Source organism: Christensenella minuta (assembly GCF_003628755.1).
Classification (GTDB): domain Bacteria; phylum Bacillota; class Clostridia; order Christensenellales; family Christensenellaceae; genus Christensenella; species Christensenella minuta.
On the sequence record NZ_CP029256.1, the window covers coordinates 491656 to 510637 of the forward strand.

General features: G+C 52.7%; 17 protein-coding genes, 5 tRNA genes and 1 pseudogene. 19 read left to right on the plus strand and 4 right to left on the minus strand.

Translation table 11 applies throughout. The features are described 5' to 3' along the window. Positions 1-118: 118 nt before the first annotated feature. The 4 genes from trkA to B1H56_RS02375 all read left to right on the plus strand — a co-directional run bounded on the left by trkA (position 119) and on the right by B1H56_RS02375 (position 4820). Positions 119-1516 (plus strand): Trk system potassium transporter TrkA, encoded by a 1398-nt coding sequence (gene trkA / locus B1H56_RS02360; protein WP_066521573.1) that lies wholly within the window; start codon positions 119-121, stop codon positions 1514-1516. Further along, positions 1513-2961, plus strand: coding sequence for a TrkH family potassium uptake protein (locus B1H56_RS02365; RefSeq protein WP_066521570.1), 1449 nt, complete (start codon positions 1513-1515; stop codon positions 2959-2961). The genes trkA and B1H56_RS02365 overlap by 4 nt, the downstream gene beginning before the upstream one ends. Before the next feature lie 108 nt (positions 2962-3069). Beyond that, positions 3070-4371 carry a phenylacetate--CoA ligase family protein gene (locus tag B1H56_RS02370; RefSeq protein ID WP_066521567.1) on the plus strand — a complete coding sequence of 434 codons (1302 nt, stop codon included), beginning with the start codon at positions 3070-3072 and terminating at the stop codon, positions 4369-4371. A 17-nt stretch (positions 4372-4388) separates the two neighbouring features. Continuing rightward, positions 4389-4820 carry an ACT domain-containing protein gene (locus B1H56_RS02375; protein ID WP_066521564.1) on the plus strand — a complete coding sequence of 144 codons (432 nt, stop codon included), beginning with the start codon at positions 4389-4391 and terminating at the stop codon, positions 4818-4820. Positions 4821-4866: 46 nt separating this feature from the next. On the opposite strand, the gene cls is transcribed toward B1H56_RS02375, so the two are convergent. Continuing rightward, positions 4867-6393 (minus strand): cardiolipin synthase, encoded by a 1527-nt coding sequence (gene cls, locus B1H56_RS02380; RefSeq protein WP_066521551.1) that lies wholly within the window; start codon positions 6391-6393, stop codon positions 4867-4869. A 128-nt stretch (positions 6394-6521) separates the two neighbouring features. On the opposite strand from cls, the gene B1H56_RS02385 reads away from it, so the two are divergent. From B1H56_RS02385 to B1H56_RS02405, 5 genes are all read left to right on the plus strand, one after another. Then, on the plus strand, positions 6522-7763 hold the full coding sequence (locus tag B1H56_RS02385; protein WP_066521549.1) for a glycosyltransferase family 2 protein: 1242 nt from the start codon (positions 6522-6524) through the stop codon (positions 7761-7763). Positions 7764-7888: 125 nt separating this feature from the next. Beyond that, the gene (locus B1H56_RS02390; protein WP_121418960.1) at positions 7889-8833 is read left to right on the plus strand and encodes a sugar kinase; all 945 of its coding nucleotides are present in this window, start codon (positions 7889-7891) and stop codon (positions 8831-8833) included. A gap of 12 nt (positions 8834-8845) precedes the next feature. After that, entirely contained in the window at positions 8846-9790 is a 945-nt protein-coding gene (locus B1H56_RS02395) for an acetamidase/formamidase family protein (RefSeq protein ID WP_066521545.1), read from the plus strand. A 1-nt stretch (position 9791) separates the two neighbouring features. Continuing rightward, positions 9792-9995, plus strand: a complete 204-nt coding sequence (locus B1H56_RS02400; protein ID WP_066521542.1) for an NAD(P)-binding domain-containing protein — start codon at positions 9792-9794, stop codon at positions 9993-9995. Positions 9996-10007: 12 nt separating this feature from the next. After that, a complete protein-coding gene (locus B1H56_RS02405) occupies positions 10008-10358 on the plus strand; it encodes a hypothetical protein (protein WP_308660647.1) in 351 nt (116 codons plus the stop codon). Positions 10359-10392: 34 nt separating this feature from the next. On the opposite strand, the gene B1H56_RS02410 is transcribed toward B1H56_RS02405, so the two are convergent. After that, positions 10393-11106 (minus strand): DNA polymerase Y family protein, encoded by a 714-nt coding sequence (locus B1H56_RS02410; RefSeq protein WP_407920130.1) that lies wholly within the window; start codon positions 11104-11106, stop codon positions 10393-10395. 138 nt (positions 11107-11244) lie between these two features. Further along, a pseudogene (locus B1H56_RS15115) lies at positions 11245-11777 on the minus strand (Y-family DNA polymerase); the annotation flags it as partial. 23 nt (positions 11778-11800) lie between these two features. Here B1H56_RS15115 and cysK point away from each other — a divergent pair. The 3 genes from cysK to B1H56_RS02425 all read left to right on the plus strand — a co-directional run bounded on the left by cysK (position 11801) and on the right by B1H56_RS02425 (position 15407). Then, positions 11801-12742: a cysteine synthase A gene (gene cysK, locus B1H56_RS02415; protein WP_066521535.1), complete on the plus strand. Its 942-nt coding sequence runs from the start codon at positions 11801-11803 to the stop codon at positions 12740-12742. Positions 12743-12835: 93 nt separating this feature from the next. Next, positions 12836-14074: a glycosyltransferase family 2 protein gene (locus B1H56_RS02420; RefSeq protein WP_066521532.1), complete on the plus strand. Its 1239-nt coding sequence runs from the start codon at positions 12836-12838 to the stop codon at positions 14072-14074. Between the two features lie 97 nt (positions 14075-14171). After that, a complete protein-coding gene (locus tag B1H56_RS02425) occupies positions 14172-15407 on the plus strand; it encodes a [Fe-Fe] hydrogenase large subunit C-terminal domain-containing protein (RefSeq protein WP_066521530.1) in 1236 nt (411 codons plus the stop codon). Positions 15408-15444: 37 nt separating this feature from the next. On the opposite strand, the gene murC is transcribed toward B1H56_RS02425, so the two are convergent. Further along, entirely contained in the window at positions 15445-16827 is a 1383-nt protein-coding gene (murC, locus tag B1H56_RS02430) for a UDP-N-acetylmuramate--L-alanine ligase (RefSeq protein WP_066521527.1), read from the minus strand. A gap of 149 nt (positions 16828-16976) precedes the next feature. Between murC and B1H56_RS02435 the strand changes: the two genes are divergently transcribed. From B1H56_RS02435 to B1H56_RS02465, 7 genes are all read left to right on the plus strand, one after another. Next, positions 16977-17681 carry a M48 family metallopeptidase gene (locus B1H56_RS02435; RefSeq protein ID WP_066521521.1) on the plus strand — a complete coding sequence of 235 codons (705 nt, stop codon included), beginning with the start codon at positions 16977-16979 and terminating at the stop codon, positions 17679-17681. 99 nt (positions 17682-17780) lie between these two features. After that, positions 17781-17864 (plus strand) — tRNA-Leu (locus B1H56_RS02440). Positions 17865-17873: 9 nt separating this feature from the next. After that, positions 17874-17948: transfer RNA gene (locus tag B1H56_RS02445), tRNA-Gly, on the plus strand. A gap of 61 nt (positions 17949-18009) precedes the next feature. After that, a tRNA-Gly gene (locus tag B1H56_RS02450) sits at positions 18010-18083 on the plus strand. Between the two features lie 104 nt (positions 18084-18187). Beyond that, a tRNA-Gly gene (locus tag B1H56_RS02455) sits at positions 18188-18261 on the plus strand. A 10-nt stretch (positions 18262-18271) separates the two neighbouring features. Then, a tRNA-Lys gene (locus tag B1H56_RS02460) sits at positions 18272-18348 on the plus strand. 158 nt (positions 18349-18506) lie between these two features. Beyond that, the gene (locus tag B1H56_RS02465) at positions 18507-18956 is read left to right on the plus strand and encodes a GatB/YqeY domain-containing protein (protein WP_066521519.1); all 450 of its coding nucleotides are present in this window, start codon (positions 18507-18509) and stop codon (positions 18954-18956) included. The last annotated feature ends 26 nt before the right edge of the window (positions 18957-18982 follow it).

Sequence of the window (18982 nt, forward strand, 5' to 3'; positions counted from 1 at the left end):
GCTATTGCCCGGGGTCAGGGTTTATGATAGAATCAGATATGCCGGATTGGCGGTATGAATACATTTTGATACCAATCCTTCCAAAACAACAATAAAAGTTTGAATGGAGATCCACATCATGAGGATTGCGATCGTCGGGGACGGAAAGGTTGGTTCCGCACTGACAGAGCAGTTGGCAAAAGAAGGTCACGATATTGTCGTAATCGACAGCAACAAGGCTGTTCTGCGGGAGGCGGTGGAGGAACTGGACGTTATGGTCGTGCACGGCAACGGCGCGACGCTCAAGGTGCAGGAACTTGCGGATGTGGAACACAGCGATCTTCTGATCGCCGCAACTTCCGCAGACGAAATCAATCTTCTTTGCTGCATTATTGCGCGTAAACTTGGCTGTCCGCACACCATAGCCCGCGTTCGCAACCCGGAATACGCGCATCAGCTCTATTTTCTGAAAGACGAACTGGGCCTGAGCATGATGGTGAACCCGGAGCTTGCCGCAGCGAGTGAGATTTTTCGCCTGCTTCAGTTCCCGTCGTTTCTACAGCGCGATTCGTTTGCCAAGGGACGCGTGGAAATCGTTGAAATCGAAGTGCGCGGAGAAAGCAAGCTGATCGGGAAGAAACTTGCGGAGCTTTATAAGACGGCGCGGGTCAAGGTGCTCGTATGCGCTGTGGAACGCGGCGACGACGTGTTGATCCCGGACGGAAACTTCAAACTGAGGAAGCATGATAAACTTTATGTGACGGCATCTTCCAAAGACCTTGCGAAGCTGATCCACAACCTTGGATTGGAACGGCGCAAAATCAGGAACGTGCTGATCGTCGGCGGAGGAAATATTGCGTATTACCTTGCCGAGGACCTGATCGCTTCCGGTGTGGATGTAAAAATAATCGAGATCGATCCCGAACGATGCCTGCTTCTTGCGGAGGCGCTCCCCCGCGCGACGGTCATCGAGGCGGACGGCTCGGAACGGGGAGTGCTCGATTCCGAGGGCATCGGCGGTACGGACGCGGTGGTAACGCTGACCAATATCGACGAAGAAAATCTTATCATTTCAATGTACGCCGATTTTGCGGGCGTATCCAAGGTGATTACCAAAATCAACCGCACGGAATACCACGAGGTCTTCCGCGACCGCGGTATCGAATGCGTCGTCAGCCCTAAGGAGCTGTGTTCCCACGAGATCGTACGGTATGTCCGCGCGATGCATAATACGACGGAGGATTCCATCATTACGCTCCACAGGATCGTGGGCGGACGTATGGAAGCCCTTGAATTCAAGGCAAATGAAAACACATGGTATCTGGGCATGACTTTAAGCCAGTTGCGGCTCAAAAAGGATATCCTGATCGCGTGCATCAGCCGGCAGGGCGAAATCATCATTCCGCAGGGATCGGATTCCATCCGCCCGGGCGATACCGTGATCGTAGTGACGACAGCGGAAAAGATCGTCCATGATCTGAACGATATTTTTGAGGAGCAGGAAGAACGCTTCCGGTTTCGGGAGGCGCGCGAATGAACCGCCGTATGGTCCTATATGTGCTGTGTCTCATTATGCGTGTGGAAGCGGTGCTTTTGGTTCCTCCGCTGGTTATAGCCCTTGTGCAGCGGGAAGAAATGGCAGCCTTCGGTTTTCTTGTGGCGATTGCGGCGCTGCTTGGCGCGAGCCTGCTGACCCTTCTTAAAAAACCAAGAAAAAAAGTGTTTTATGCCCGCGAGGGCTTTATTATCGTTGCCCTTGCGTGGTTTGTGGTGTCCGTTTTCGGGGCGTTGCCTTTTTGGGTCAGCGGCGCGATTCCCAATTTTATCGACAGCCTGTTTGAAACAGTTTCCGGTTTTACGACGACGGGAGCAAGTATCCTGACGGATGTGGAAGCGGTGCCGATGAGCCTTTTGTACTGGCGCAGCTTCACCCACTGGCTGGGCGGTATGGGCGTGCTGGTTTTTGTGCTGGCGATCATGCCGCTGGCGAAAAATTCTGGGAACACGATGCATATACTGCGCGCGGAAAGTCCGGGACCGCAGGTGGATAAGCTTGTGCCGCGGATGCACAATTCGGCAAAGATACTCTATGCGATCTACGTAGGCATGACGCTGCTGCAAATCGTGCTTTTGCTCGCGGGTGGGATGCCGGTCTTTGAAAGCGTAACGACGGCGTTCGGCACAGCGGGCACCGGGGGATTTTCTGTGCTGAACGATAGTATGGCAAGCTTCAGTCCCTATCTCCAGTCGGTCGTCACCGTATTTATGGTTCTGTTTGGAATCAACTTTAATATTTTCTTTCTGGTCATTATGCGCGAATACTACAAAATACTGCGCAACGAGGAGCTGTGGGTCTATCTTGGCCTGCTTTTCGGTTCGATCATCCTCATTACAATCAATGTGCTTCCTATGTTTGCCAGTGTGGGGGAAAGCTTCCATCATGCGGCGTTCCAGGTCGCGTCCATTATGACGACGACCGGGTTTGCGACTGTGGACTTCAATATGTGGCCGCAGCTCTCGCGAACGATTTTGGTGATTCTTATGGTGCTCGGGGCCTGCGCGGGGTCAACGGGCGGAGGGATCAAAACGGCACGGGTGGTGCTTCTTGGGAAATCCTTTGTGCGCGACGTCCGCAAACTTCTGCGCCCGCGGTCGGTCGCGCTGATTAAGATGAACGACCGCACCGTAGAGGAAGATACGGTGCGGGGTGTGCACAGCTACCTCACGGCATATATCCTCATAGCGCTGATTTCCGTACTGCTGATTTCGATCAACAATTTTTCGCTGGAGACGACGGTCACCTCTGTTGTGTCGTGCATGAACAACATCGGCCCGGGACTCGACCTTGTGGGACCGATGGGGAATTATGCCGCGTTTTCGGGCTTCAGCAAACTGGTGCTTTCCGCGGACATGCTGATCGGCAGGCTGGAAATATTCCCGATGCTGATGCTGCTTGTCCCCGCGACATGGAAGGCGCGGTAAGAATATGCGCTCCGGAGAGAAAAAATATCTTTGCGGAAAAACCTTGAAATGGTATCATAGATAAGAGAACAGAAGAGCAAGATAACAAGAAAGGATTGACAAAAAGGAATGGAGCATTATTATCAACCGGAGATCGAATGTGCTTCGCGCGAACAGATCCGCGCATGGCAGGACGAACGCTTGGTACGTACGGTAAAGCACGTATACGACAATGTGCCTTATTACAGAAGCATGATGGAGGAAAAGGGCGTGACGCCCTCGGATATCAAGTCTGTGGACGACCTGCATAAGCTGCCGTTCCTCACCAAGGACGACCTTCGGGACGCATATCCCTACGGGCTGTTGGCCGTTCCGCTTTCGGACGCGGTGCGCATCCAGTCCACCAGCGGGACGACGGGACGGCGCGTCGTGGCGTTTTATACGCAGCACGACCTTGACCTGTGGGACGACTGCTGCGCCCGGGCGATCATGGCCGCGGGCGGAACAAAAGACGATGTGGTGCATGTCAGCTATGGCTACGGTCTGTTTACCGGCGGCCCCGGCCTGAACGGCGGATCGCATAAGGTCGGTTCGCTCACACTGCCGATGTCTTCGGGGAACACGGACCGCCAGATACAGTTCATGATCGATCTTGGGTCCACGATTTTATGCTGTACGCCTTCCTATGCGGCCTACCTTGCGGAAACGATATGCGAGCGCGGCCTGCAAGACAAGATCAAGCTCAAGGCCGGTATTTTCGGCGCGGAGGCGTGGAGCGAGGAAATGCGCCGGGACATCCAGGACAAGCTTGGCATCAAGGCCTATGACATCTATGGCCTGACGGAAATTTCCGGACCGGGCGTATCCTTTGAATGCAGTGCGCAGACGGGGATGCATATCAATGAAGACCATTTTATCGCGGAAATCATCGATCCCAAAACGGGAGAAGTGCTTCCGGACGGCGAGAAGGGTGAACTGGTTTTTACCAGCATCACTAAGCAGGCTTTCCCCTTGCTCAGGTACCGCACGCGCGACATCTGTGTTTTAAGCCATGAAAAGTGCTCCTGCGGCAGGACGCATGTGAAGATGACCAAGCCCATGGGCCGGAGCGACGATATGCTGATTGTGAAGGGAGTAAATGTATTCCCATCGCAGATCGAGACGGTGCTCCTCAACAAGGGTTATCCGGCCAACTACCAGATTACGGTCAGCAGGGAGCACAACAGCGACAAGCTTGAGGTACAGGTGGAAATGACGCCGGAGATGTTCTCTGATTCGCTTGGGCAGATCGCCAGGCGGGAGGAAGAGCTCATTGGGGCCCTCAAGGCGATGCTCGGTATTTATGCAAAGGTACAGCTTGTCGCGCCGAAATCAATTGCGCGCAGCGAAGGAAAAGCGGTGCGCGTGATTGATAAACGCAATCTCTATTAGAAAGGGAGGACCATGCCATGACAGTCAAACAAATTTCCGTTTTCCTGGAAAACAAACCGAACCAGCTGGCTGAATTTGTGAAAGTGCTGAACGAGAACCACATCGATATGCGGGCAATGTCGGTTGCCGATACGAAGGACTTCGGGATACTTCGCGTGATTGTGGACGATACCTATAAAACGGCGTGCGTGCTGAAAGATGCTGGATATGTCTGCTCGATCACGCCGGTGCTCGCGGTTGCGATTCCGGATGAGCCGGGCGGTTTGACCAAGCTGCTTACCATTCTCGGAGATAACGGCGTAAACCTTGAATATACCTATGCGTTTATTACGAGGCAAAAGGATACCGCCTATATGATCTTCCGGGTGGAGAACAACGAAAAGGCGATTGAGGTTCTGACCAAAAACGGGATCACCCCGATTTGCCAGGATGCACTGAATGAATTATAAGCCGTCACCGGGGACCGAAGCTTTTGCTCCGGTCCTCTTTTTTGTTTTACAAAAGCGGGGCGAACATATTTAGGACCGTCTGCAGAAATTTAATATACCATTTTTCCTTCTGCATTTCATCGAGAGAAATCTCACGACAGGTTTTCAGTGTTGAAAGAAAATCATCACGGATCACCGGAATCGAAGAATTACGGTAAAGAAGGGCGGCACATTCAAAGTGAAGGAATAAACTGCGGTAATCGGTATTGATCGTACCAACCACGGCAAATTTGTCGTCGCATACATAGGTTTTGGCATGAATGAACCCGGGAGTGAATTCGTATATTTTCACTCCGCATTCCAATAGCGCGCGGTAATTTGCGCGGGTCAGTAAAAAAACAATTTTTTTATCCGGGATATGCGGAACGGTGATGCGTACGTCGACTCCACTTCCCGCGGCGGCGCAAAGCGCGTTGCGAAGGGATGAATTGAGCACCAGGTAAGGGGTGTTGACATAGAGGTATTTTTTTGCACCGGCTATCATACCAAGGTATATGTTTTCCGCCAAAGGCAAATCGTCAAACGGGTTGCTGGCATAAGGCTGTACATAGCCGTCCGCAGGTATGGCATCGGTTTGGAGGGGGCGCAGCAGGGAGACATCTGTTTTTTCATGTGCGGCAAAATCCCACATTTGCAGGAAAACAATCAGGAATCCCCAGGCGGCATCGCCCTTCATCATTAGGCAGGCATCCTTCCAAACGCCAAACCGTTCTTTTAGATTAAAATACTCGTCTGCAAGGTTCGTACCGCATACAAAGGCCGTTCGGCCGTCGATCACCGCGATCTTGCGATGGTCGCGGTTGTTGAACATGGAATCCACTACCGGAACGAAACGGTTAAAGACCTCGCAGCGGATACCATAAGATTCAAGCTCCCTGCAATAATTATGCGGAAGGTGGTCGATACATCCCATGTCATCATATAAAATACGCACCTCGATCCCGTTGTGCGCTTTTTGTTTTAATATGTCCAGTATGGCCTCCCACGCACGGCCTTCATTGATCGTAAAAAATTCGAGAAAAATATATTGTCCGGCTTTTTTCAGCTCGTGCAGGAGACTGGCAAGAAACGATTCTCCCATACCGAAAAACTCGGTCTGCGTATTGGAAAATGCAGGGTAATTGCCCGCTTTACGAATATAAGAAAGCAGGCGTTCCCCATCCTGTTCTTCTCCTGCGATCAGCCTGCAAACTCCGTCATCATCAGAAAGGCAGGCTGCGGTATTACGGTATATGCTTTGTCCCCGCCTGCGCTCCTTTCGCCGGAGCTTGCGCTGGCTAAAGAAAAAGTATATCAGGATTCCGAACAAGGGAAAAACAAGGATCGGGATGATCCAGGCAATTTTGTAAGAAGGATCCTGCTTTTTATTGACGATCCACAGCACCAAGAAAAGGCTGGCCGCGCGAAGAAGCCCGTTTAGGATGGGAAATGTGCCGCCGAGCATATATGCCGCGGAAATAACGAACCATAGTTGGATCCCGATGATTGTAAAGAACAGGAACAGCCTGCTCCTGAAAATATGCAGAACCTTCATTAATAATCCTTTCGTACCAGTTTCGATCTTGTATAACCCGATCTCGAATTTAATAAACAGGAGGGAACGAAATCCTGTTTAATGGACGCTTCGCCGATTTATAAGTAGAAAATCGAAAGGACGGGACTATGAGTATTGGATTTGAGATTCTCAAATGGATTACGATATTGATTACCGTTTATACAGCGCCCCTTATGGTATGGATGGCAGTCACGGGGGCGGCCGGGCTGCGGAAACCGAAAAAGCTGGAACGGGTAGAGCATAAGGCGAATCGTTTCGCTGTTGTTATTTGCGCGCGCAACGAGGAACAGGTGATTGGAAATTTACTGAAGAGTCTGGAAGGACAGGATTACCCGGAGGAAGCGTATCGCATATTTGTGGTTGCGGATAATTGTACGGACGGTACGGCAGAGAAAGCGCGGAGGATGGGAGCGATTGTCTACCAAAGGTTCGACCCGAAAAGAAAGGGAAAGGGGGCTGCCCTGCACTGGGGGATCAACCGCATTCTTGCGGAATACCCGGAAACCTTCGATTCGATCTGTATATTCGATGCAGATAATCTTGTTTCCCGTTCTTTTTTGAAGGAGATGAACCTTGCCCTGTGCTCCGGGGCGCAGATTGCGCAGGGATACCGCGTCGGCAAAAATATCCACGATTCGTGGGTCAGCGAAGTATATTCTATTTATTGGCTCATGCTGATGCGCTTTTATTATTTACCGCGCCACCATATGGGGATTTCCGGGGTGGTTGGAGGAACCGGATTTGCCTTTAAGGTTTCCGCATTGGGCGAGGAAGGATGGACTACCTATTCCCTGACCGAGGACGTAGAATTCTCGATCCAGCAGGTTTGTGCCGGTCATACGGTTGTACCCGCAAGGAAGGCTGTATTTTATGACGAACAACCCATTTCCTTCAGAGCATCCGTTTCACAGCGCTTTCGCTGGATGGCGGGCGGCATGCAATGCATACCTCTTTACCTGAAAAAAATCATCAAGGCGGCTGGAAATGGCAACAAAAAAGCTCTTGACCTTGCATGGTATGTCCTCGTAATCCCGGCAAATGGGCTCGCCCTGGTGCTCAATTTGGCTTCCTTTGGCATGATGCTCCTGCATCCGGCCCTGAGTGAATTCGCGGCGCTGTTTTTGCTGGTGGGGCTTGCGTTCACATGGGCTGGTTTTACAGTAGTGGCCGCGGGAACGCTATTCCTGGAAAAACAGGAACTTAGGCCGATGCTTCGTGGAATTTTGCTGTATCCGGTTTTCATATTCTCAATGGCGGCGTTGTCTTTTGCGGCATTGATACGCCCGAAGACAGAGTGGACGCCGATTGCTCATGTAAGCCAATATACCATTGAGGATATTGAAAATTGAAGCTATATACAGAGCGGCCGTTTTCCAGGCTATTTATCCGCCATTGAGTTTTAAGTATAATCGCGTTATGATAAAAGTGGAAAGATATGAATCTGGAGGCTGATTTTAATAAGGAGGAGACCAGAGTGGCAGATGCGATTTTGATGGGAGAACCAATGGCGCTGTTTCATGCGGATGAGGAAGGCGCGCTCGAGGATGTGTCACGCTTTACGCGGTCTCTTGCGGGAGCGGAAGTGAATGTGGGCATCGGGCTTCGGCGGCTTGGCCACGAGGTCACCTACATTACAAAACTCGGGATGGATCCATTCGGGAAATATATCTTCCGCGCGCTTGAGCGCGAGGGAATCGGCCGGGAGTTTATCACGTTTGATAAGGAGCGTCAAAGCGGCCTTGTGATGAAAAGCCGTGTGAATTCGGGGGACCCGGTGCTGGAGTATTACAGGAAAAACAGCGCGGCAACTTATCTTACGCCGGCAGATGTGGAACATGTTGATTTTAACGGGGTGCGCGTCGTGCATATGACAGGGATTCTTCCGGCGATCTCTGAAAGCGCGTGCGCCGCGGCTTACCGGTTGGTACAGAAAGCGAAACTGGAGGGGGTCTATATTTCCTTCGACCCCAACCTCCGCCCCCAGCTGTGGCACAGCCAAAACGTGATGGTGCGGACGCTGAATGATCTTGCCTCCCATGCAAACATGGTGCTCCCCGGGCTTGAGGAGGGGCGCATACTGACCGGAAGGAGCGACCCGGACGGGATCGCGGATTTTTACCAGGAGATGGGTGTGCGGACTGTTATTATCAAAATGGGCGGACAGGGCGCGTATGCCTGTAAAGGGGAGGAACGGCATATGGTGCCGGGATATCCGTTGGAACGGGTGGTGGATACCGTGGGCGCGGGAGATGGCTTCGCAGCCGGCGTCCTGAGCGGGCGCCTTGAAGGATTGCATTTTATCGACTCGGTGCGCCGCGGCAATGCCATTGGCGCGATGCAGGTAACGGTTGCGGGAGATAATGAAGGGCTTCCGACAAGGGAAAGGCTGGATGCGTTTCTGGCGCGTTTCAGGCGGTAAGGAGGAACCTGGATGGCTGTATTTCGACTGAAACCGACGCGGGAAGCGCTGCACGGCGCGTTATCGCCGGAACTTCCGGCAGCGGTTACGATCGACTCGGGGGACAGCGTAGAGTTTGAAACGTTGGAAGCGGATTGGCGGACGGAAAAATGTATGGAGCCGAGGAGCGGCAGCGGCATGTTTTTCCCGCGTTCGCGCGAGACGGACTGCGGGCAGGCGCTGATGGGGCCGGTGTATGTGCGGGGCGCGGAACCGGGTATGACGCTTGCCGTCCATGTGGACGAGCTGGTTCCGGGGAATTGGGGATGGAGCAGGGTCGGTATGGGCGATCCCGACCATTTGAGGCGTATCGGCTGCGGAGAGGGGGAATATTTCCTTACATGGGATATCGACCGTGAGAACAAGACCTGTATGAGCAATGAAGGGCACAGGGTGGCGCTTCGCCCCTTTATGGGGATTTACGCCGTCGTACCCGCAGGGGAAGAAGCGTTTACCACTTATGTTCCGGGGGCGCATGGCGGGAATCTGGACTGTAAGGAACTCGCTGCGGGAAGTACCATTTATTTCCCGGCCTTTCACGAAGGCGCTCTTTTTTCCTTAGGAGACGGCCACGCGGCGCAGGGAAACGGCGAATCGGGATGTACCGCAATCGAATGTCCCTACGAGAAAGTAAAGATTACCTTTGAGTTGGTCCATGAAGAAGCGGAGTTCCTTGCTGCGGATACGCCCGCCGGGTGGATCACCTTCGGCTACGGCGGAGATTTGACGGATGCGGCCTATATGGCGCTCGGACATATGGTCCGTTTTATGGAGAAGAAATACGGTTTCCATAAGCGGGAAGCGCTCGCGATGGCGAGTCTGCTGGTAGATTTGAATGTGACGCAGGTTGTAAACGGAGTGCGGGGCGTCCACGCGGTCCTTCCGCACGAAAGCATCAAAAAGCGGCCGGAGGAATAAAATGGCACAGATTGGAATGATAGGGCTTGCGGTAATGGGATCGAACCTTGCGCGTAATATGGAAAGCAAGGGATACCCGGTGGCGGTCTATGACATCGACAGGGCTGCAGAGCAGAGGTTCATGGATACCTATGGAGCCGGAAAATTTGAAGCGGCGGAAGCTTGTGGCTGGGATTTCGACCTGCGGACCGCTTTGCGGCTGTGACGGGGAGGCTGCATCATTCGCTCCGGGATGCTCGAAGACATGATCGGCGCCTTCTGCGACAGAAAACTCAGGAACCTGATGATGGCGCCGCAATTTGCCGGGATATTGAAGAAAACAGTCCCGGCCCTGAGAGAAATAACGGCGGCAGGCATACTGCGGGGAATCCCGCTGCCGGAGATGTCGTCCGCGCTTTCCTTTTTCGACGGTTACCGGTGCGCGAAGCTCCCGGCAAACCTGCTGCAGGCACAGCGCGACTATTTCGGAGCGCACGGATACACGCTCGAGGAAGAAACCGGTACGCCGCGCCATACCGATTGGACCGGAAAAGGCGGAAAAATCACTTCGGAAACATATAACGTATAACCAGATGGCCTGAAACCGAATAGTTTCAGGCCATTTAATCGTCTTCACCCGAAAAAACGGATTTATTTTCAGATAACAGGGGAATATCGTTTTGGCGTTTGGAAACAATATCCGTTTTAAGCACGGAAGCGTAGGAAACGGCATCCTTACCGAATCTTCCTCGGATCCTATCGATGGCGCTTTCCAGATTTTCCTGCTTTTTGCTGCGTACCGGCGGCGCATCAAAAAACGTAATCTGCCCTCCCTCCTCGCTTTCCGTAAGCCCGGCAGCCGTAAGGGAAATAAGACGGATCGGTTTTTCCGGGTCCCATGCCTTAAAAATGATCTCCAAGCCCGTCTCCGCGAGGTCCTTTGTGAGATGGATCGGCCGCGGCAGCGTCTTTTGGCGGGAAATGACCCTAAAATCTGGGTCCTTGATCTGGACCTGAACGGTCTGGCAATAGAGGCCTGATTTGCGCAGGCGCGCGCCGACGCTGTCCGCCAGCATCAGCACGCCCGCCCTGATATCGCTTTCGCCGGCCAGATTGCGCCGGAAGGTGATGCTGTTGCCAATGCTTTTGACCGGGTCGGATTGGCCGATCTCCCGCACCGGGCTTTCGTCAAGCCCGTTTGCATATTCCCAGACGAGTTCGCCGGATTTGCCGAGCAGCTTCGAGACTTCGGCGCGCTTCAGCGATGCCAGCGCGCCGATGGTGTGAACGCCGACCTTTTGCAGGATATCCGCTGTTTTCCTGCCGACATACAGCATATCCGTTACCGGCAGGGGAAACAGGAGCGTGCGGAAATTCTCCCGTGTAATCACGGTGGTCGCGTCCGGCTTTTTATAGTCGCTGCCAAGCTTTGCAAATGCTTTGTTAAAGGAGACACCGACGGAAATGGTGAGTTGCAGTTCTTCGCGCACCCGCCTGCGGAGCATATCGGCGATTTCCCTGCCCGAACCGAATAGATGCAGGCTGCCCGTTACATCGAGCCATGATTCGTCGATGCTGAATGCCTCTACCTTACTGGTATATCCGGCATAAATCTCATTGATTAGTTTGCAATATTTCGTGTATTCTCCGCGGCGGGGCGGGACCAGGACAAGCTCGGGGCATTTTTTTTCGCCTGCCACACCGTTTCGGCAGTCACAATGCCATAGCCCTTGGCAAGCTCGTTTTTGGCAAGGATAATGCCGCGCCTGCTTTCGGGATCGCCGCAGACTGCCATAGGGACGTTACGCAGCTCTGGACGCGCGATACATTCCACAGACGCATAATATGCGTTACAGTCGCAATGAAGTATTGTCCTGTCCATAAAAACGCCCCTTTCCATTCTTCGTATAATTATATTATAGAGGGGTGACAATTGAGTGTCAAAGCGGTGGGGATTAAAATCTTCGTATTCCAAAACAGGGCGATACGGTATATAATATATAGGCATGCTTAGGAAACGAGGAGAGTTTGATGATTTATAATAACGTCCTGGAAGCGGTCGGGCACACGCCTATGATTCGCCTGAACCGGATGGCGGGGGAAGACTGCGCACAGGTACTTGTAAAATATGAGGGGCTCAATATAGGGGGATCGATCAAAACGCGCACAGCCCATAATATGATCGTGGAAGCGGAGAAGCAGGGGCTTCTGGACAAGAATTCCGTGATCGTTGAACCGACGAGCGGGAATCAGGGGATAGGCCTTGCACTTGTAGGCGCGGTAAAGGGATACCGGACGGTAATTATCATGCCGGATTCCGTCAGTGAGGAACGCAGGAAGCTGATGGAGCATTACGGCGCGGAAGTAAAGCTTGTACATGACGACGGGAACATCGGGGACTGTATCGAACAATGCCTTAAAACGGCGCTTAAGATGCAGGCGGAAGACCCGAACGTATTTGTCCCCCAGCAATTTGCCAATCCGGCTAACCCGATGGTGCACAGGCACCATACGGCGCTCGAAATACTGGAACAGGTGTCGGGGCCGATCCACGGCTTTTGTTCGGGAGTTGGCACCGGCGGCACGATCAGCGGTATTGGTGAAGTGCTTAAGGCGCAGAATCCGGAAATAACGATCTGGGCGGTAGAACCGGAAAACGCGGCAATCCTGTCAGGCGGGAGCATTGCGACGCATTTGCAGATGGGTATCGGGGACGGCTTGATCCCGGAGAATCTGAATACAAAAATTTATAACGATATCTGTATCGTGACGGACGACGAGGCGATCAGTACCGCAAAGGACCTTGCGCGGCGGGAAGGGCTGATGTGTGGGATATCGAGCGGGACGAACGTGGCGGCGGCGCTGCGGCTCGCAAAGGAGCTCGGGCCGGGGAAAACGGTCGTTACCGTTCTCCCGGATACGGCGGAACGGTATTTCAGCACGCCGCTTTTTGAAGACGGAGGTAATCTTTAAGAGTTGTTAAGCGGTTCTTAAGAATTTAGGCTTTTTGGAATGATATAATAGAAGCAGAAGCCTGAAAAAGGCAGGAAACGGGGGTATGGGGAAATGAATCCCGGATTTGAAATCTGTAAATGGATCGTTATTATATTATCCATTTATTCTGCACCCATTATGGTCTGGATGATTATCACGACTCTGGCGGGGCTTGCCAAACCCCGGGAGTTGAAGCCCGGGGGAGCGGTGGAGCGCCGCTTTGCGGTGCTGATTTGCGCGCGCAATGAAGAAAGCGTGATCGGGAACCTGATCGACAGCCTGAAGAAACAGGAATACCGCAATTTTCATGTTTTTGTGGTGGCGGATAATTGTACGGACCATACGGCACGCGTCGCGGAAAAGTATGGAGCGACGGTATTTGAACGCTTCAATGAAAAGAAAAAAGGAAAGGGCTATGCCCTGCATTTTGGGATCAATAAATTGCTGAGCGGATATGCGGACGCCTACGACTCAGTATGTGTGTTCGATGCAGACAATCTGGCGGCGCCTTCGTTCCTTACGGAAATGAACCGCGCGCTCAATTCCGGCGCTGATGTGGCTCTGGGATACCGGGACACCAAGAATATCCATGATTCGTGGGTCAGCGAAGTATATTCCATTTACTGGCTGATGCTTCAGCGTTTTTACTATACCTCCCGCCATACTCTTGGGTTTTCCAGCATGGTGGGCGGAACAGGCTTTGCTTTCAAGCTGTCCGCGCTCGGGGAAGACGGCTGGACGACATATTCCCTCACGGAGGACGTCGAGTTTTCAATCCAGCAGATCTTAAAAGGCCATAAGATCGTTCCCGCAAGGAAAGCCGTATTTTACGACGAACAACCGGCGGAATACGGCGTATCAGTGAAACAGAGGTTCCGCTGGATGGTCGGCGGGATGCAGTGTATTCCCCTGTATTTCAAAAAAATCATGCGGGAGGTGTTTCACGGGAACTTGAAAGCGCTTGACCTCGCATGGTATATCTTTTTTATCCCGGCGACGGGGCTCGCCCTGCCGCTCAACGTGGCGAGCATATTAATGATGTTTCTGATGCCGGGATTCAGGGCGTTTGCAGGACCGGTAGTGCTGGCGCTTTCGTTGTTTAATTTTGGACTGGGGTTGCTGGTGGCGTTTCTGACGCTGAAGCTGGAAGCGCGGAAAATCAGGCCGATGCTGCGCGGGATAGTGCTTTATCCGATTTTCTTGCTGACCATGATGTTTATTGCTCTTGGAGCCTTGTTCCGCCCCCGTACGGAGTGGATTCCCATCGAGCACCAAAGCAAATACCGGATCGAAGATGTGGATATCGGCTGATCCCGGAATACAGGGCGGCAGGGAAATTCCTTGCCGCTGTTTTAATTAAGCTAAACGGCTTTAAGAATAAAAAGGACTGTTTGAGAGGGAGGAAAGTATGGCTACGTTTGATGAAATTTACAGAAGGCTGCTCAGCAAAGCTGCCCAAGGCGGGAAAATCGAGGAAAGGGAATGCGATATGGACGACCTCAATTGCCTGCTTCATCCGGGCGCTTATCCGTTGGTATGGAAGGTAGGCGCGTGCGACTGCCCGCCCGAGCGGCGCAGGGAGTGCGCGGACGGATGTGAATTCGGTGCGATCCGGCCGAACGGCAAAGATGGAATTGAAATCGATCCGAAAGAGTGCGTCGGCTGCTGTGCCTGCGTAAATGGCTGCGACCGGGAAAAGCTGAAGGCGAGCCGCGATGTGATCGCCGTGCTGGACGCCTTGCGGGACCGCAAGGGCCCCGCCTATGCGCTGATTGCCCCGGCGTTTACCGGACAATTGGGACCGGGGGTCACGCCCGGAAAGCTGCGGACCGCGTTCAAGAGACTCGGTTTTGACGGCATGATTGAGGTAGCGCTGTTCGCGGATATCCTGACGCTTAAGGAGGCCCTCGAGTTCGATAAAAATATTTTACAGGAGTCCGATTACCAGCTTACAAGCTGCTGCTGCCCGATGTGGATTGCCATGATCCGCAAGGTTTACCATGAATTGATGCCTCACGTTCCCGGAGCGGTATCGCCAATGGTGGCGTGCGGACGGACAGTGAAGTCGCTTTATCCGGAGGCGCTCACCGTTTTCGTTGGTCCATGTATTGCTAAGAAGGCGGAGGCAAGGGAGCAGGATGTTGCGGATGCGGTAGACTATGTGCTGACATTCCAGGAAGTACGGGATGTTTTCGAGGCAATGCAGATCGAACCGGATGCCCTTCCGGAAGACGACAAGGACCATTCTTCGCGGGCCGGACGGATTTATGCTCGGAAGGGGGGAGTGAGCGAGGCTGTAAAGGCGACGGTGAGCCGGCTGAATCCGGATCGGAAAATCACCGTGCGTACACAGCAGGCGGATGGCGTTCCGGCATGCAGGGAGATGCTGACCGCACTGCGTGAAGGGAAAACAAATGCCAATTTCTTTGAAGGTATGGGCTGCGCAGGCGGCTGCGTGGGCGGCCCCAAGGCGCTCATCGACCGCGGGGAGGGAACGGAGTATGTGGAGGACTACGGGGCGCAGGCAGCCTATCCGACGCCGATCGATAATCCCTATGTGATCGAACTGCTGCACCGCCTTGGTTTCGACACGGTGGAAAGCCTGATTGAACACAGCGACATTTTCACCCGGGATTTTAAATAGAGGAAATCAAAAAAAGCATCCCTCCGGATGCTTTTTTTTAATCCTTAAAAAAGATCATCTGCTGTTTGTTGATATCTCCGGAACCAAGCGTCATTACAATATCGCCCGGCTTCCAGTTTTTGAGGAGGTAATCCTTGATACCCTGGAAAGTAGGGATATACATGCACGAACACGAGTTTGAGTTGATCGCCGCCACTACATCGCGCGCGTGGATTCCCTGCGTATCGGTATCCCGCCCGGGATAGATGTCCGGCATCAGCACTTCATCCGCGTTGCCGAAGCACTGGGCGTATTTGTCTTTCAAAGTACGCGCCCTTGTATAGGAATTACACTGGAAAACAACCCACAGCTTATGATGGGGAACGAGGGAAGCGGCCTCTAGGCATGCCGCGATCTCGCTTGGATGATGCGCATAGTCGTGGAATACGCGCACGCCGTCCCTCTCGCCGATCAATTCAAAACGCCGTCCGGCAAGCCGGTAATCTTTAAGCGCACGGATGGAGATATCGACGTCAACGCCGAATACCTCGCGGGCAAAAGCGGTTGCTGCAAGGGCATTGCGCAGATTGTGCAAGCCGGGTACGGTAAGCTCCAGCGTCCCCAGCTTTTCTCCGCGGCAGACCACGGTTCCGCTGCCGCAGCCAAGTTCGTTGAATTCGGGGGAATCCAGATACCAATCGCTTGCGGGGCCGTCGTTGTACGTCACAATGCGGCAGGGCGCATAGTCCTTTAAGCGGTAAGCAAGCGTATCCGACTGGTTCAGGAGCAGGATGCCGTTCTGTCCCAGCTTCTGGATAAATTCTACGAAGGTATCGAAAATATCGTTGATGTCGCGGTAACAGTCGAGGTGATCGTCATCGATGTTGTTGACGAGGACATGGGTCGGATGCAGGGTAAGGAAACTGCGCACATATTCGCATGCCTCGGTGATAAAAGCATCGTTCGTACCGACTTTTACGCCGCCGGAGAGGAAATCGACCATGCCGCCCACATGGACGGTGCAGTCTTCCTCGGAATGCTGCATGATAAGCGCGAGCATGGAAGTGATGGTCGTCTTTCCGTGGCAGCCCGAAATACAGGCTACGCGTTGGTATTGGCTGGAGATCAGCCCCAGCAATTTCGATCGCTCAAGCATCGGAATCTCGTGCGCAGCCGCGTAAGCATACTCCGGGTTATAGGGCTTGATTGCGGCTGTATAGACCACAAGCCCGGCTCCATGCACGTTTTTTTCATCGTGTCCGAAAGTGACGGGAATGCCTTTTTGGTCCAATTGGCGGGTAAACGCTGATTCTTTCATGTCGGATCCCGTTACGGCATATCCGTTGGCGGCAAGGATCTGCGCAAGCCCACTCATGGAGCAGCCGCCGATCCCAATGAAATGTATCTTTTTATCTTTAGGAATTGTAATTTTCGTATCCATTCAAATCTCCCAATTTTAATCCGGCCGCTGCTGTAAGGCCGGTATGCACGGCGCGTTGCCCGAATGCCTTTATATTATACTGAATATGCAATGTTTTATCAACTGCTTTTGAGGTGCCTTTTTTCCTGGAATGTGCTATAATAAACAATATGGGCGACGAAAATATGAAAATTAAATTATCGGATGGCAGCGACCTTGGCATTGATGTGACCAGAAAAGCGATGAAAAATATCCGCCTGCGTGTCCGCCGTGACGGGAGCGTGTGCGTAAGCGCGCCTTTTGGCGTAAGCAGCGGGAGGATACAGGAATTTGTGTCCTCAAAAAGCGCGTGGATCGAAAATCACATTAACAGCCTGCTCCGGCAGCAGGATTCAGATGAAGAACATGTTTTATTTATGGGGACGAATTATGCGCTGGAGGTTGTGAAGGACCGCCGGACCGGCGTGGCGTTGAACGGCGAAAACATGACGATATTTTGCAGCAAGCCGGAGGAGTATAAAGATGTGCTCCAGAACTGGTGGGTGCAGCAGGCACTTGCTTACCTTGGGGATGTCGTAAATAAATGGTACCCCGTTTTGGGGCAGGATGAAGAGGATAAGCCGGTCATCAAAATACGGAAAATGAAGACCTTGTGGGGAAGCTGTACCAGCACGCAGAGGACGATACGGTTTAATTACTATTTGATGTGCGCGTCGGCGGAGGGCATTGAATATGTGGTTCTGCACGAGCTGACACACCTTCTTTATCCCGACCACGGAGCCGGTTTCAAGGCTTTTCTTTCCAGACATATGCCGGATTGGAAGGAACGGAAACGGCGGCTTGAAAGTCAGTGCGCGGGAATGCGTATGCTTTAAAGAAGTGAGAGAAAAAGACATTTTTCAGTTAGAATTCTCTTGACAACATTAAGGCTTATCTATTATAATAATTCTTGCGCGCGACGGACGCGTATTAGCGCGGGCGTGGCGGAATTGGCAGACGCGCCAGACTTAGGATCTGGTGCCCTAGGCGTGAAGGTTCGAGTCCTTTCGCCCGCACCAATTTCATCTGCGGGAGTGGCTCAGTGGTAGAGCGTCGCCTTGCCAAGGCGAATGTCGCGAGTTCGAATCTCGTCTTCCGCTCCATGATATGAAATGTCGTTCCCATCGAAGCGGTGGGAACGTACATTTTTGAAAAGATTGAAATGCGGGTGTAGCTCAGTGGCAGAGCACCGGCTTCCCAAGCCGGCTATGTGGGTTCGATTCCCATCACCCGCTCCATGTCACAAGCCGTCCTCGCGTTCGTTCCGTCTGTGAGGCGAAAAGCTTTGCAGTGACGGACAGCCCCGCAGAGGGGGAGTCCAAAAGACCTTCGGGCAAATTATGCGGGTGTGGCTCAATGGTAGAGCGTCGGCCTTCCAAGCCGAATGCGTGGGTTCGATTCCCATCACCCGCTCCATGACCGGTACGGACCACTAGCTCAGTTGGCTAGAGCACCTGACTCTTAATCAGGGTGTCCAGGGTTCGAGTCCCTGGTGGTCCACCACGAAAAGCCGCTATACAAGCGGCTTTTTTACTGTTTCTGGATATTATTTTTATATAAAAAGCCAGGCTGGCGCTTCATTTCAAAATGATGGAAGTTTGACGGGATGAGGTGGTAGCCTGTATGAAAAAGGACTAGGAATAAAAAGCGGAGGTAGCATGATGAGTAAGATCGAAACGGTGCAAAAAGAAATGATAGCGGCAATGAAAGCAAAAGATACAGAGCGGAAAGAGACGCTGACCCTCCTGCTGTCTGCGCTGAAAGCGAAGGCAAAGGATAAAAAAGAAGCTTTGACCGAAGAGGAAGAAAATACCATTATCCTGAAGGAGATAAAGCAGGCGGAGGAAAGCCTTGCCGGGGCGGAAAAGGCAGCCCGGGCGGATTTGATTGATATGAATAAAAAACGCATCGCTGTTTTGGCGGACTTTGCCCCGAAGCAGATGAATGCGGAGGAAATCAAACAAGTCATCGCAGGTGTCCTGCAGCAGCTTGGCATCGAAAAGCCGGAACCGAAGGACAAAGGAAGTATCATGAAAAACCTGATGCCCCTCGTAACAGGAAAGGCCGATGGAGGGCTTGTAAACCGAATGGTAGGCGAACTCATGAAATAGAAGATTTTGCGGCGCAAAATCCCCGG

What these genes read in the sequence shown, in the direction of transcription:
- trkA (WP_066521573.1), top strand. Translation starts at nt 119, where the DNA reads ATGAGGATTGCGATCGTCGGGGACGGAAAGGTTGGTTCCGCACTGACA.
- B1H56_RS02365 (WP_066521570.1), top strand. Translation starts at nt 1,513, where the DNA reads ATGAACCGCCGTATGGTCCTATATGTGCTGTGTCTCATTATGCGTGTG.
- B1H56_RS02370 (WP_066521567.1), top strand. Translation starts at nt 3,070, where the DNA reads ATGGAGCATTATTATCAACCGGAGATCGAATGTGCTTCGCGCGAACAG.
- B1H56_RS02375 (WP_066521564.1), top strand. Translation starts at nt 4,389, where the DNA reads ATGACAGTCAAACAAATTTCCGTTTTCCTGGAAAACAAACCGAACCAG.
- cls (WP_066521551.1), bottom strand. Translation starts at nt 6,393, where the DNA reads ATGAAGGTTCTGCATATTTTCAGGAGCAGGCTGTTCCTGTTCTTTACA.
- B1H56_RS02385 (WP_066521549.1), top strand. Translation starts at nt 6,522, where the DNA reads ATGAGTATTGGATTTGAGATTCTCAAATGGATTACGATATTGATTACC.
- B1H56_RS02395 (WP_066521545.1), top strand. Translation starts at nt 8,846, where the DNA reads ATGGCTGTATTTCGACTGAAACCGACGCGGGAAGCGCTGCACGGCGCG.
- B1H56_RS02400 (WP_066521542.1), top strand. Translation starts at nt 9,792, where the DNA reads ATGGCACAGATTGGAATGATAGGGCTTGCGGTAATGGGATCGAACCTT.
- B1H56_RS02410 (WP_407920130.1), bottom strand. Translation starts at nt 11,106, where the DNA reads ATGCTGTATGTCGGCAGGAAAACAGCGGATATCCTGCAAAAGGTCGGC.
- cysK (WP_066521535.1), top strand. Translation starts at nt 11,801, where the DNA reads ATGATTTATAATAACGTCCTGGAAGCGGTCGGGCACACGCCTATGATT.
- B1H56_RS02420 (WP_066521532.1), top strand. Translation starts at nt 12,836, where the DNA reads ATGAATCCCGGATTTGAAATCTGTAAATGGATCGTTATTATATTATCC.
- B1H56_RS02425 (WP_066521530.1), top strand. Translation starts at nt 14,172, where the DNA reads ATGGCTACGTTTGATGAAATTTACAGAAGGCTGCTCAGCAAAGCTGCC.
- murC (WP_066521527.1), bottom strand. Translation starts at nt 16,827, where the DNA reads ATGGATACGAAAATTACAATTCCTAAAGATAAAAAGATACATTTCATT.
- B1H56_RS02435 (WP_066521521.1), top strand. Translation starts at nt 16,977, where the DNA reads ATGGGCGACGAAAATATGAAAATTAAATTATCGGATGGCAGCGACCTT.
- B1H56_RS02465 (WP_066521519.1), top strand. Translation starts at nt 18,507, where the DNA reads ATGAGTAAGATCGAAACGGTGCAAAAAGAAATGATAGCGGCAATGAAA.